Below are 13,700 nucleotides of genomic sequence, written 5' to 3'. Positions count from 1 at the left end.
GCGATCAACCGCCGGACAAAGAATTTGAAGGCGGCTTGCCGCCGCAGGGAGATGAGACATGACCAAGGTTTTCATTTACGACCATGTGCGCACGCCGCGCGGGCGCGGCAAGAAGGATGGGGCGCTGCATGAAGTGCCTTCCGTTCGCCTTGCCGCCAAGACATTGGAGGCAATCCGCGACCGCAACGGGCTCGATACGAAGACGGTCGATGACATCATCATGGGCTGCGTCGATCCGGTGATGGATGCCGGCGCCGTCATTCCCAAGGCAGCCGCATTCGAGGCGGGTTATTCGACCACGGCCCCCGGCATACAGATCTCGCGCTTCTGTGCCTCCGGCCTCGATGCCGTGAATTTCGGCGCAGCTAAGATCGCGCAGGGAGCCGACGATATCGTCATCGCTGGTGGCGTCGAAAGCATGTCGCGCGTCGGCCTCGGCATGTCCGGCGGCGCCTGGTTCATGGATCCCTCGGTGAACTTTCCGGCCTATTTCATGCCGCAGGGCGTATCCGCCGATCTCATCGCCACCAAATACGGTTTCTCCCGCGATGATGTCGACGCCTATGCTGTCGAAAGCCAGAAGCGGGCCGCCCATGCCTGGGAGAAGGGCTATTTCAAGAATTCCGTGATCCCGGTGAAGGATGTGAACGGCCTGACCATCCTCGACAGGGATGAGCATATGCGTCCCGGCACCGATATGCAGGCGCTGGCCTCGCTCAATCCATCCTTCCGGATGCCGGGTGAGATGGGCGGTTTCGAAGCGGTCGGCATTCAGGCGCATCCTGAAGTCGAGCGCATCAACTATGTGCATCACGCCGGCAATTCCTCCGGCATCGTCGATGGCGCGGCCGCTGTGCTGCTCGGCTCCAAGGCGGGCGGCGAGAGCATGGGGCTGAAGCCGCGGGGCCGGATCAAGGCTTTTGCCAATATCGGTTCCGACCCGGCGCTGATGCTGACCGGCCCGGTCGACGTCACCGAGAAGCTCTTGAAACGCACTGGCATGAAGCTCGCCGACATCGACCTCTTCGAGCTCAACGAGGCCTTCGCTGCCGTCGTGCTGCGCTACATGCAGGCTTTCGATATCGGCCACGACAAGATCAACGTCAACGGCGGTGCGATCGCCATGGGTCATCCGCTTGGCGCCACCGGCGCGATGATCCTCGGCACGGTGCTGGACGAGCTGGAGCGGCGCGATCTCAACACAGCGCTGGTGACACTCTGCATCGGCGCCGGCATGGGCACCGCCACGATCGTCGAACGCGTCTGAGGGGAGCGGAAACAATGGCTTATACGAATTTCACCATCGAGACCGATGCAGACGGCATCGCACTCGTCACCTGGGACATGCCCGGCAAATCGATGAACGTCTTTACCGGCGAGGTGTTGGAGGAACTGAACGCCATCATCGATGCGACCGTTGCCGACAAGGCGATCAAAGGCGTGGTCATTACTTCCGGAAAATCCTCTTTTTCCGGCGGAGCCGATCTGTCGATGATCAAATCGCTCTTCTCCGTCTATCAGGACGAGAAGGCGAAGGATCCGGCGACGGCGGCGCAAAAGCTGTTCGATCTCGTCGGCCGCATGACCGGCCTGTTCCGTAAGCTCGAGACTTGCGGCAAGCCCTGGGTTTCCGCGATCAACGGCACCTGCATGGGCGGTGCGCTGGAGATGTCGCTCGCCTGTCACGGCCGCGTTGCTTCCAATGCCAAGGGCGTCAAGATGGCGCTGCCCGAGGTCAAGGTCGGTATTTTCCCCGGAGCGGGCGGCACCCAGCGCGTGGCGCGGCTGACCGATGCGCAGTCGGCGCTGCAGATGATGACAACGGGTCAATCGCTGACGGCGGCGCGCGCCAAGGCCATGAACCTCGTGCATCAGGTGGTCGAGCCGGATCAGCTTATTCCGGCCGCCAAGCAGATGATCAAGGATGGGCTGAAGCCTGTCGCTCCCTGGGATGAAAAGGGTTTCAAGGTGCCCGGCGGCGGTATCTGGACGCCGGCTGCCGCGCAGCTTTGGCCGGCTGCCCCGGCCATCCTTCGTCGTGAGACGTCGGGCAACTATCCGGCCGCGCTCGCCATCCTCAAATGTGTCTACGAAGGCCTGCAGGTGCCTTTCGACACCGGCCTGAAGATCGAGCAGCGCTATTTCACGCAGGTGCTGCAGACGACCGAAGCCTTTTCGATGATCCGCTCGCTGTTCATCTCCATGCAGGAACTCGGCAAGGGCGCTCGCCGCCCTGCCGGGCAGCCGAAGACGGAGCTGAAGAAGGTGGGCGTCGTCGGTGCCGGCTTCATGGGCGCCTCGATCGCCTATGTCACCGCAGCCGCCGGTATCGCCGTCACCCTCATCGATCGCGATATGGAAGCGGCCGGTAAGGGCAAGACGGTCGCGGAAGGTCTGGTGAAGGAATCCATCGGTAAGGGACGGATTACGTCTGACGAGGGCGCGGCACTGCTTGCCTGCATCACGCCTTCGGCCGACTATGCCGATCTCAGCGATGCCGATCTCGTCATCGAGGCGGTCTTCGAGGATCGTGATGTGAAGAAGGCGGTCATCGAGGCCGTTGAAGCGGTGCTGCCTGCGGGCGCCGTCTTTGCCACCAACACCTCGACCCTGCCGATCACCGGTCTCGCGAAGAATTCCAAACGCCCGGCTGATTTCATCGGCATCCATTTCTTCTCTCCGGTCGAGAAGATGCTGCTGACCGAAGTCATTCTTGGTAAGGAGACGGGCGACCGCGCCCTTGCCGTCGCGCTCGACTACGTCGCCGCTATCAAGAAGACCCCGATCGTCGTCAACGACACCCGCGGCTTCTTCGTCAATCGCTGCGTGCTGCGCTACATGTCGGAAGCCTATGACATGCTGATCGAAGGCGTGCCGCCGGCAATGATTGAAAATGCCGCCAAGATGGCGGGCATGCCGGTCGGGCCGTTGGCGCTCAACGACGAAGTCGCCATCGACCTGTCGCTGAAGATCCTCAAGGCCGCCGTCGCCGATCTCGGCGACAAGGCTGTTGATGTCAGGCACATGCAGTTGGTCACGCGCCTGGTGGAAGGCGAAGGCCGCTTCGGCCGCAAGAATTCCAAGGGCTTTTACGATTATCCGCCGAAGCCCGGCAAGAAGTCGCTCTGGCCGGGCCTGAAGGACCTCTATCCGCAGAAGAAGGCCGAGGAGGTCGACGTCAACGTCCTGAAGCAGCGCTTCCTTGCCACCATCGCGCTGGAGGCCGCGCGGACTATGGAAGAGGGCATCGTCACCGATCCGCGCGAGGCCGATGTCGGCTCCATCCTCGGCTTCGGCTTCGCCCCCTACACCGGCGGCGCGCTCTCCTACATCGACGGAATGGGCGTCAAAGCCTTCGTGGAGCTCTGCGAAACGTTGGCTAAAGCTTACGGACGGCAGTTCAAGCCCACGGCGCTGCTGAAGGATATGGCGGCGAAGGGCGAGACGTTTTATGGGCGATTTGACCCGTATGGCGTGAAAACAGCGGCATAAGAGGGCGTTCTCTCGAAAGAGAACATGCTGGACAATTTCCGGAAAATAATAGGCCGCTCCTGTCGGGAGCGGCCTTTTCCATTCGTCCTCTGTTTAGTTCCATTGCACAGAGGAGAGAAGTAATGGCCGAAATTATTGGAAACCGCGAAGAGGCCGACGCCATCTTTGCCGTGCTTGTCGCTTGGGCGACGGCGATCGGCGAAAAGGACGCCGCCGGCGTCCTGTCGCATCTGACCGACGACATCGTGGAATTCACCCTGGCGCCGCCGCTGCAATATAAGGGCAAGGATCAACCTAGCCTGCAGGGCTGGTTCGACACTTGGCAGGGGCCGATCGAAGGCGATGTCGAAGACCAGAAGCTGACGATCGGCGGGGATATCGCTTTCTGGAGCGGCCTGACGCACATGCTGGGCACCAAGATTGATGGCACCAAGGTCGACCTCTGGTTCCGCGAGACGCTTGGCCTCAGAAAGGAAGCCGGTGTCTGGAAGATCGCCCATGATCACACATCGGTCCCCTTCGCCATGGACGGCAGCGGATTGGCGGAACTTGGGCTGAAGCCGTAATCCCAGGTTAGGCTGACGCCGTGACCTTCTCCCGTCCTGCCTTCAGCGCCAGCACGCCGCAGATGATCAGGGCCAGAATGGCGGCCGCATAAATATCCGTCGTTGCCGTGAACCCGACCGCCTTTGACAGGAACCCGGCCAGGATGGCAGGCAGGCTGAAGGCGAGGTAGCTTTGGATGTAGAAGGCCGAAAGTAGGCCGGCGCGCTCGTCCGGCTTGGCCAATGGCATGATGCTTCTAACTGTGCCGAGGAAGGTCGCCCCGAAGCCGGCGCCAGCGATCAGCGTTCCCAAGGCAAGGATCGACACCTGCGCCGCATGCACGCCGGCGATGACGGTCAATATGCCGAGCGTCATGCTGGGTATACCCAACGTCATGGCCGTGGCGGCAGATCTCTTGCGCAGCAGGAACACGGCCGCCGCACCGCTGATCGTCAAGGCTGCGACCACGGAGCCGCCGACTAGCGGCGCCGTGCTGCCGGTCGTCGCGCTGACCAGTGAGGGCACCAGCGACAGATAGAAGCCGCCGAGCGCCCAGACGGCGACGTTGATCGGCGTCAGCGCCAGCAGCGTCCGGCGCACCTGTTGTGGAACGGCGACTTCCGGTTTCAGCGATGCGAGCAGCCCGCTCCGCCGGCGTGTCGTCTCCGGCACCAGCCAGAGCAGCACCGCCTGCAGGGCCAGCAGAGCAAGCATAACGATATAGACGAGCAGGGTCGGCGTCGGGGCGAATTGGACCAGCAGGCTCGTGCCGAGGGCTCCGATCGCCATGCCGGTAAGCGGCGCAAGACTGTTGGTGATCGATCCCTTGATCGGATCGAGATCGACGAGGGCGGCGCCGATCGAGCTTGCTGCCGCACCCGTGGCGAAGCCTTGCACGATGCGTGCGGCAATCAGCCAATTTGGACCGTCGGCCATTAAAAACAGCGCCATCGCCACCATATTGAGGATGAGCGAGGCAAAGATAACCGGCCGTCGTCCCAGATGATCGGAAATCGAGCCGACGATCAGAAGCGAAATGAGGAGCGCGAAGGCATAGACGGCGAAGATCACCGTGATCAGCACCGGCGAGAAGGCGAAAACCTGCTGGTAAATTCGATAGAGCGGTGTCGGCGCAGAGGAGGCGGCAAAGAAGGTGGCGCTGGTGGCGGCGTGAAAGAGCGGTGCTAATCGCCGGCCAGCCGCCCGCGGCGAATTGGCGGTGGAATCCATCGTGGTCATCGATTATATCCTGGCTTAAAGCAAAAAAGTTGCGTTAAGCACATGTAGGGTGCCGCATGGCTAAAAGCAAATAATTTGCGTTAGCAACGTGTAGACGCTTCCTATGCGATAACAGCGACAAAGGGAAAGATTGGCATAAATCTATGGCTTCAAAAGAAAATCCGCGTCCCGGCGGGCGCAGTGCCAGGGTGCAGGCGGCGGTGCATCAGGCGGTGCGCGAGATGTTGGCCAGGATGGAGCGCGCAGACGTGACGATCCCGCTCATTGCGCAGCGCGCCAATGTGACGCCATCGACAATCTATCGCCGCTGGGGCGATTTGCAGGAGCTGCTGGCAGATGTTTCTGCCTCGCGGTTGCAGCCGGAAACGGAGCCGCTCAAAACCGGCAGCGCCTGGATGGACCTGCAGGCCTGGGCCGAGCAATATGCCGACGAAATGTCCTCCGGCGCCGGCCGGCAGATGATCCGCGATATCCTCGCGGTATCCGACACTGCGAATGCAGAGAAGTGCTCGGGCTATACGCAGCAGCAATTGCGCGTGATCGTCGCCCGGGCGGAAGAACAGGGTGAGGCGTTTCCGACACTCACCGAACTGATGGACTTCGTCATCTCGCCGATCATGTACCGTATTCTCTTCGATCAGGTGCCGAGCAACGACTATATTCATGGCCTGATCTCTCGGGTCATGCCGAAGGTTGCGGCAAGTCCTGAAATTGCGGAAATAACGGCTGATGTGTCCGGCGTCTGACGACTTCCTTGATGGAATTCGTTTCTCCCGCTGGTTGAGCCTGCACTGTCCGCAACTGGACAACAAGCAAGCCGGCATCGCCTGCGAAAAAAGCTGCGGTCAGTGATTCCCTTGGGATATGCAGCGTCGATGTCTCCGTCGCGCTATTTCGCTATTGAAGAACACCGGCAAAGATGATGCTAATGGTTGCCGATTAAATTCAATGGCAACGCAAAGGGGACCTTCGATGCTCAATGAATTCAAGGCATTCATCGCCCGTGGCAACGTCATGGATCTCGCAGTCGGCGTGATCATTGGTGGCGCCTTCGGCGGTATCGTCAAGTCGCTGGTGGACGATATCATCATGCCGATCGTCGGCGCGGTTTTTGGCGGCTTCGACTTTTCGAATTATTTCCTCCCGCTCTCAGCCAACGTCAATGCGCCATCGCTGGCTGCGGCCCGCGCGCAGGGCGCCGTTTTCGCCTACGGCAGTTTCATCACCGTCCTTATCAATTTCCTCATCCTCGCCTGGATCATCTTCCTGATGGTCAAGGGTGTGAACGCGCTGCAAAAGCAGGTCGCTCGTAAGGAAGAGAAGGCAGCCGAAGCTGCACCGCCGCCGGCCGATGTGCAGTTGCTCACCGAAATCCGTGATCTCTTGGCCAAGCGCCCCGCGGCCTAAGGCATTTTTCAGATTCCTGTCTCCAAGCCTCGGCCTATCAAAGGTCGGGGCTCATTCATCACGAAAATCGATTGGTCGCTCAGTCAAAGTCATGGGATTTGCCCGCCGAATTGCTCTAAGAAGGCGAAAACCGGAGACTTTGCATGTCGATATTGGATAGCCTCAGCCCGCGTGCTCTGACTGCGCCCGAAAGCGGGATCGTGGAAGTCGTGAACTATGCCCGTGGGCGCGATGGCCTGCTGCCGCTCTGGGTTGGCGAGGGCGATCTGCCGACGCCGGATTTCATCAACCGCGCCACCATGGCGTCGCTCAACGCCGGCGAAACCTTCTACACCTGGCAGCGCGGCATCCCGGAGCTACGCCAAGCGCTCTCCGACTACTATACGCGGCATTTCGGCGTGTCTCTGCCGATGGAGCATTTCTACGTCACCGGTTCCGGCATGCAGGCGATCCAGCTCTCGGTGCAGGCGATCACCTCGCCCGGCGATGAAATGATCTATCTGTCACCGGCCTGGCCGAATATTGCGGCTGCGCTCGAGATCGCCGGCGCCCGCTCGGTCGCGGTGCCGCTGCAGTTCGAAAACGGCAAATGGACGCTTGATCTTGAGCGTCTGAAGGCGGCGATCACGCCGAAAACCAAAGGTCTCTTCATCAATACGCCATCGAACCCGACCGGCTGGACGGCGACGCATCAGGACCTCAGGGATATTCTGGCGCTCGCCCGGGAGCACAGTCTCTGGATCATGGCCGACGAGATCTACGCGCTCTATTATTATGCCGGCGGCCGGGCGCCCTCCTTCCTCGATGTCAAGGAGGCGGATGACAAGATCCTGTTCGTCAACTCCTTCTCGAAGAACTGGTCGATGACCGGCTGGCGCGTCGGCTGGATCGTGGCGCCCCCCGAACTCGGCCAGGTGATCGAAAACCTCGTGCAATACTCGACCTCCGGCGTGGCGCAGTTCATGCAGAAGGGCGCCGTTGCCGCACTGAACGAAGGCGACGATTTTGTCCGCTCCAACATCGCCAAGGCCGCCCGTTCGCGTGATATCCTCTGCGACGCGCTGATCGCCACCAACCGCGTCCACACGCTGAAGCCGGATGGCGCGCTCTATTCCTTCCTGAAGATCGACGGCGTCACCGACAGCCGCAAGGCTGCTCTCGATATCGTCGACAAGACCGGCGTCGGCCTGGCGCCCGGAACGGCCTTCGGCAAGGGCGGCGAACTCTTCATGCGCGCCTGCTTCCTGCGTGATCCTGCACAGGTGGCGGATGCTGCGGAACGGCTGAGCCGCTATATCCTGAGCTTGTAGTATTTACCTTCGTCCCATTGGGGCGAAGGCATTTTCCGCCATTCGATAAAATTCGACCAATCCCCGAAAACCCTGCCTAACCATAGGAACAATCTTCCCTTCGCGGCAGCCCGCTCGGTCTCTTCTTTTAATCAAATCCGTAAGAAACCCGGCCTCATATGGTGCCTGTACGACTTTGCAGGGACGCGAAGAATGACAGTGTTGGTGACAGGCGGTGCCGGGTATATCGGCAGCCATATGGTCTGGAAATTGCTGGACGCCGGCGAGGATGTGGTCGTCATCGACCGTCTTTCCACCGGTTTTCGCTGGGCAGTCGCGCCGGCGGCACGCTTCTATTTCGGCGATGTCGCCGATGAAGTGCTGCTGGAGAAAATCTTCGCCGAAAATGATATCGACGCCGTCATTCATTTCGCCGGCTCCGCCGTCGTGCCGGCGTCGATCGAAGATCCGCTGGCCTATTACGACAACAACACCTGCAAAACCCGCATCCTGATGAGTGCGGCGATCAAGGCCGGTATTCGCCATTTCGTCTTCTCCTCCACCGCTGCCGTCTACGGCCCGCAGCCCTCCGGAGAGCCGGTGCGGGAAGACGCGCCGCTCAGGCCGGAAACACCCTACGGACAATCCAAGCTGATGTCGGAATGGATGCTGCGCGATGCCGCCGCCGCTTACGATTTTAGCTATGTGGCACTCCGCTATTTCAACGTCGCCGGTGCCGATCCGAAGGGCAGGGCCGGCCAATCGACCGACGGTGCCACACATCTTGTGAAGGTAGCCTGCGAAGCGGCCCTCGGCCGCCGCCGCCAGGTGGATATCTACGGCACCGACTATCCGACACATGACGGCACCGGCGTGCGTGACTACATCCATGTCTCCGATCTCGCCGAAGCGCATATGATGGCGCTGCAACACCTGAGAAGCGGCGGCGGGCCGCTGGTCGCCAATTGCGGTTATGGCATGGGCTATTCTGTGCTCGACGTTCTGAACATGGTCATGCGGGTCTATGGCCGCTCGTTCAGGATACATATGGCGCCGCGCCGACCGGGCGATGCCGCCAGCGTCGTCGCCGACACCACGCTCGCCCATCGCGAACTCGGCTGGGTACCGAAATACAATTGTATGGAGACCATCGTGCGCTCGTCGCTGGAGTGGGAAAACTACCTCGCCCACAGATCCGGTTTCGAAGCCAGCGGCTTGCTGAAGGTGTTCGCAGCACCAAGCATCTAAGGTCTCTTACGTTGGAAGCGCGTTCTATATTTTGATGCCTGGGTAGAAATGCAAAGTATTCAGCAATCCTTGGTAATATTTCCCAATAAAAATAACCGAAAATCAAGTTTTTTGTGGTTTTGTATGTGTGGGGGAAAGAAGCCATGAGGAACTTGCTTTCAGGCCTGGGCCTACAGAAAGAGAACCCGGCGTTTATGGTGGCGCAATATAAGGCGCTGTCGTCACAGATACCGGTCCTTTATATTCTTCTGATCATCAACGCCCTGGCCGTCGCGGCCACCCATATCCACACCGCACCGATGTGGCTGGCACTTTACGTGCCTGTCAGCCTGAGCATCCTCTGCATTTTCCGCATTATGTGGTGGCATATGCATAGCCAGGATCCCGTCAGCGCGGATCGAGCCTATAGCGTGATGCGCCGAACGGTCGTACTCGCCGGCGTACTGACCCTTGCTTTCGGCAGTTGGGCCGTCGCGCTCTATCAATATGGCAATGCCTATCAGCAGGGGCAGATTTCCTATTTCCTTGTGGTGACGGGCATCTCCTGCGTCTTCTGCCTGATGCATTTGCCGGCCGCTGCCCTGCTGACAACGGCGATCACCTTTTCCTTCATGGTCGTCACCTTCATGTTCTCCGGCAATTCCGTGTTCGTGGCGACGGCGACCAGCGTCATCTTTCTCTCCTTCCCCTTTGTCCGCGTCATCAATAGCTATTTCCGGAACTTTGCCGGGCTGGTGCGGCTGACGGAGGAACTTGGCGACAAGCAGGCGGAAGCCGAGCGGCTGAATCTCATCAACAGCCGCAACGCAATGCAGGATCAACTGACCGGTCTCGCCAATCGTCGCAGCTTCTTTCGCGAATTGCAGGATCTGTTGCAGCAACGGCCGGAAGAGCCGCCCATCGTCGGTCTTGTCGATCTCGATGGCTTCAAGCCGGTCAACGACGTCTTTGGCCATGCCGCCGGCGATCTCGTGTTGAAGGAGACGGCCGAACGTTTCGTGGCTTTGATGGACGGCAAGGGCACCATTGCGCGCCTCGGCGGAGACGAATTCGGCGTGATTTTTCCAAGCGATCTCGACCGCAACTGCGTCTCCGAGTTGGGGCAGGCTTTCTGCGCAGCGCTGCGCGAGCCCTACGATGTCCCGGGTGGTTCCATCCGCATTTCCGGCTCCTGCGGCATCGTCGTTCCGGAGGGCGGCGGCCATACGGCGGAGCAGCTATACGAAAAGGCAGACTTCGCCCTCTATCAGGTCAAGAGCCGCCGCAGCGGCAGTGTCGAGTTCTTCTCCCACGATCTCGAAGAAATCCTGCAGCAACGGCACCTGATCGAGCTGGAATTGCAGGGCGATAATTTCGCGAGGGAATTGTCGCTGGAATACCAGCCGATCATCGATCTCGATGATGGCCATGTCGTCGGCTTCGAGGCCCTGGCGCGGTGGAACAGCGCCCGCCTCGGACGCGTCAACCCCAATGCATTCATCCCCGCCGCCGAACGCACTGCAATGATCGGCAAGATGACTCGCATCCTCTTTGCCGAGGCGTTGCAGGCACTGTCTATCATGCCGCTGCCGCTGCGGATGTCCTTCAATCTCTCGGCCCGCGATATCTGCGACCATGAGACTTCGATGGCCCTGCTTGGCATGATTCATGGCGCCAAGATCGATCCGCGCCGTATCGAATTCGAGATCACCGAGACGGCATTGCTCTCGGACTTCGACACGGCTTACGAGGTCATCAGCCTTCTTCGCACCGCCGGCATTACCATCGCGCTTGACGACTTCGGCACCGGCTTTTCCAGCCTCAGCCACGTCCACCGGCTGGAATTCGACAAGATCAAGATCGACAAGAGCTTCGTCATGCAGTTCGATCGCGACGTCCGCTGCATGAATATCACCCGCTCGGTCGCTAATCTCTGCCGTAATCTCGGCATCGTCTCTGTCGCCGAAGGCGTCGAGAGCGCTGCGATCGGCGAGGCGTTGCATGCTTTCGGCGTGCGGCTGGCGCAGGGCTATCATTTTTCCAGGCCGCTGCGCTTGCACGACGCGATCGCTTTTGCCGAAGCGAGCGAGAGCGGCATTGCAGCGCGACGCGTGGCAAACGCCTAGAGGAAAAGCGTAGAGATTTTCCATCCGGAATGGCGTGAGATAGAGCGGCTCTGAACCGGCTTTAAGCCGGCGCATGCCCAAGAAAGGCCGGTGCGTTGCGATGCACGGCATCCACCAGAAAATCGATGACGGTGCGCACGCGCGGCGATTGCCTGAGGTCGCGGTGGCAGGTGATCCAATAATGGCGTTTCAGATCGACTTCATCGGGCAGCACCATCTGCAGGTCCGGATGCCGGCTCGCGATGAAGAATGGCAGGACGCAGAGCCCAAGCCCGTTCTTGGTCGCCGTCAACTGCGCAAAGATGCTGGAACTCTGGAATTGCGGTTTGATGCGCGGATGGATGTCGCCGAGATAATCGAGGCCGGGCGCAAAGATCATGTCTTCGATGTAGCCGATGAACGCATGCTCCGGCAGATCATCGCGGCTCTTCACCGGCGGGTGGCTGGCGAGGTAATCCTGTGATCCGTAGACCTGCAGATGGTAGTCGGTCAGTTTCTCGGTGAAATAAGGGCCAGCCTTTGGCGGATCGAGCACGATGACGATATCGGCCTCCTTGCGCGATAGCGACATGATCTGCTGGATCGTCACCAATTCCAGCGAAATGTTCGGATACCGCGCGCTGAACTCCGAAAGCATGGTGGTGAAGAAGAAATTCGAAAAACCTTCCGGCGCGCTGATCCGCACCACGCCGCGCTGTGCGGCTGAGCCGGCCGTTAGATCCGACCGCAGCCGCTCCGTTTCCTGCTCCATCCGCTCGGCCGTATCCACGAAGCGTTGACCCATGCCCGTCAGCATATAGCCGCGTGGATTGCGCTCGAAAAGCTTGACCTGTAGCGCAAATTCCAGCCGGTCGATGCGGCGCGAGACGGTGGCGTGGCTGGTGCGCAATTGCCGGGCGGCGGTCGAAAGCTGGCCGGTCCGGGCCACCGCCAGAAAAAACTGCAGATCGTCCCAGGTGAAATGCGGCGCGGTCTTCATCTCTTCCTTTCTGTTCAAAAATGAACAGATACTGTTTGGAATTAATTGTAAACTTCACTTGCGTCAACGCAGGATTTCAATGATCTTGACGGCCGGGAAAGTCGTTTTGAGGATAACGGCTGGCCAATTTTGAACAGATTCGTTTTTGCCAAAATCTCTGGGAGGAGAGGATATGCGAAAGAGTCTCATTGCATCCCTGGCACTTCTGCTTGCAACCGGTACTTCAGCGTTCGCCGCTGGCGCGTCCGACGGTGTGGTGAAGATCGGCATCCTGAATGACCAGTCGGGTGTCTATGCCGACTTCGGCGGCAAGTCCTCGGTGGAGGCGGCAAAGATGGCCGTCGAGGATTTCGGCGGCAAGGTGCTGGGCGTACCGATCGAGATCGTCGATGCCGACCATCAGAACAAGCCCGATATCGCCTCGAACATCGCTCGCCAATGGTATGACACCGACAAGGTTGATGCCATCATGGAGCTGACGACCTCGTCCGTCGCGCTGGCCGTGCAGGCGATCGCCAAGGAAAAGAAGAAGATCGATATCGTCACCGGCGCGGCGACGACCGATCTCACTGGCAAGCAATGCTCGCCCTATGGTTTCCATTGGGCCTATGACACGCATGCACTGGCCGTCGGCACCGGCGGCGCGCTCGTCAAGCAGGGTGGCGATACCTGGTTCTTCCTGACCGCCGACTACGCTTTCGGCTATTCGCTGGAACAGCAGACCAGCGATTTCGTCAAGGCGAGCGGCGGTAAGGTTCTAGGCTCCGTCCGCCATCCGCTGTCGACCAACGACTTCTCGTCCTTCCTGCTGCAGGCGCAATCGTCAGGCGCCAAGGTCATCGGCCTTGCCAATGCCGGTCTCGACACCTCGAACGCCATCAAGCAGGCGTCGGAATTCGGCATCACCCAGAGCGGCCAGCATCTGGCGGCGCTGCTCTTCACGCTCGCCGAAGTTCATGGTCTCGGCCTGCAGGCGGCCCAAGGTCTGACCTTGACCGAAGGCTATTATTGGAACCGCGACGATGAAAGCCGCAAGTTCGGCAAGCGCTTCTTCGATCGCACCGGCAAGATGCCGAACATGATCCACACCGGCACCTATTCCGCCGTGCTGCAATATCTGAAGGCCGTGCAGAAGGCCGGCACCGACGATACCGAAGCGGTCGCCAAGGAGCTGCACGAAATGCCGGTCGACGACGTCTTCGGCCGCGGCGGCACGGTCGGGCCTAACGGCCGTATGATCCACGACATGTACCTTCTTCAGGTCAAGAAGCCTGAGGAGAGCAAGGGGGCGTGGGATTACTACAACGTGCTGGCAACGATTCCCGGCAAGGAAGCCTACATCGATCCAGCCAAGAGCGGCTGCGATCTCGTCAAGCAGTAAGTTTGCGATCAGCC

General features: G+C 60.0%; 11 protein-coding genes. 9 read left to right on the top strand and 2 right to left on the bottom strand.

The annotated features are described in order from the left end of the window. Positions 1-58: 58 nt before the first annotated feature. The 3 genes from GGD50_RS17760 (at position 59) to GGD50_RS17750 (ending at position 4,058) form a co-directional block, all read left to right on the top strand. Positions 59-1,267: an acetyl-CoA C-acetyltransferase gene (locus tag GGD50_RS17760; RefSeq protein ID WP_107106942.1), complete on the top strand. Its 1,209-nt coding sequence runs from the start codon at positions 59-61 to the stop codon at positions 1,265-1,267. A 14-nt stretch (positions 1,268-1,281) separates the two neighbouring features. Further along, on the top strand, positions 1,282-3,492 hold the full coding sequence (locus GGD50_RS17755) for a 3-hydroxyacyl-CoA dehydrogenase NAD-binding domain-containing protein (RefSeq protein ID WP_107106943.1): 2,211 nt from the start codon (positions 1,282-1,284) through the stop codon (positions 3,490-3,492). A gap of 122 nt (positions 3,493-3,614) precedes the next feature. Beyond that, positions 3,615-4,058 (top strand): YybH family protein, encoded by a 444-nt coding sequence (locus tag GGD50_RS17750; protein ID WP_107106944.1) that lies wholly within the window; start codon positions 3,615-3,617, stop codon positions 4,056-4,058. 7 nt (positions 4,059-4,065) lie between these two features. Here GGD50_RS17750 and GGD50_RS17745 read toward each other — a convergent pair whose 3' ends face one another. Beyond that, positions 4,066-5,277: an MFS transporter gene (locus tag GGD50_RS17745; protein WP_107106945.1), complete on the bottom strand. Its 1,212-nt coding sequence runs from the start codon at positions 5,275-5,277 to the stop codon at positions 4,066-4,068. A gap of 143 nt (positions 5,278-5,420) precedes the next feature. Between GGD50_RS17745 and GGD50_RS17740 the strand changes: the two genes are divergently transcribed. From GGD50_RS17740 to GGD50_RS17720, 5 genes are all read left to right on the top strand, one after another. Then, positions 5,421-6,023: a TetR/AcrR family transcriptional regulator gene (locus GGD50_RS17740; RefSeq protein WP_107106946.1), complete on the top strand. Its 603-nt coding sequence runs from the start codon at positions 5,421-5,423 to the stop codon at positions 6,021-6,023. 226 nt (positions 6,024-6,249) lie between these two features. Next, positions 6,250-6,684 (top strand): large conductance mechanosensitive channel protein MscL, encoded by a 435-nt coding sequence (gene mscL / locus GGD50_RS17735; RefSeq protein WP_107106947.1) that lies wholly within the window; start codon positions 6,250-6,252, stop codon positions 6,682-6,684. A gap of 143 nt (positions 6,685-6,827) precedes the next feature. Beyond that, complete coding sequence (locus GGD50_RS17730) at positions 6,828-7,994, top strand: pyridoxal phosphate-dependent aminotransferase (protein WP_107106948.1); 1,167 nt, start codon at positions 6,828-6,830, stop codon at positions 7,992-7,994. 192 nt (positions 7,995-8,186) lie between these two features. Further along, complete coding sequence (gene galE, locus GGD50_RS17725) at positions 8,187-9,221, top strand: UDP-glucose 4-epimerase GalE (RefSeq protein ID WP_107106949.1); 1,035 nt, start codon at positions 8,187-8,189, stop codon at positions 9,219-9,221. Positions 9,222-9,364: 143 nt separating this feature from the next. Then, positions 9,365-11,326, top strand: coding sequence for a putative bifunctional diguanylate cyclase/phosphodiesterase (locus GGD50_RS17720; protein WP_107106950.1), 1,962 nt, complete (start codon positions 9,365-9,367; stop codon positions 11,324-11,326). Between the two features lie 61 nt (positions 11,327-11,387). On the opposite strand, the gene GGD50_RS17715 is transcribed toward GGD50_RS17720, so the two are convergent. After that, positions 11,388-12,305, bottom strand: coding sequence for a LysR family transcriptional regulator (locus tag GGD50_RS17715; RefSeq protein WP_107106951.1), 918 nt, complete (start codon positions 12,303-12,305; stop codon positions 11,388-11,390). Positions 12,306-12,477: 172 nt separating this feature from the next. On the opposite strand from GGD50_RS17715, the gene GGD50_RS17710 reads away from it, so the two are divergent. Further along, entirely contained in the window at positions 12,478-13,686 is a 1,209-nt protein-coding gene (locus tag GGD50_RS17710) for an ABC transporter substrate-binding protein (RefSeq protein WP_107106952.1), read from the top strand. Positions 13,687-13,700: the final 14 nt, after the last annotated feature.

Origin of the sequence: Martinezella paranaensis (assembly GCF_014200235.1) — a bacterium.
Classification (GTDB): Bacteria; Pseudomonadota; Alphaproteobacteria; order Rhizobiales; family Rhizobiaceae; genus Rhizobium; species Rhizobium paranaense.
This window is presented reverse-complemented; position numbering and strand designations above follow the sequence as displayed.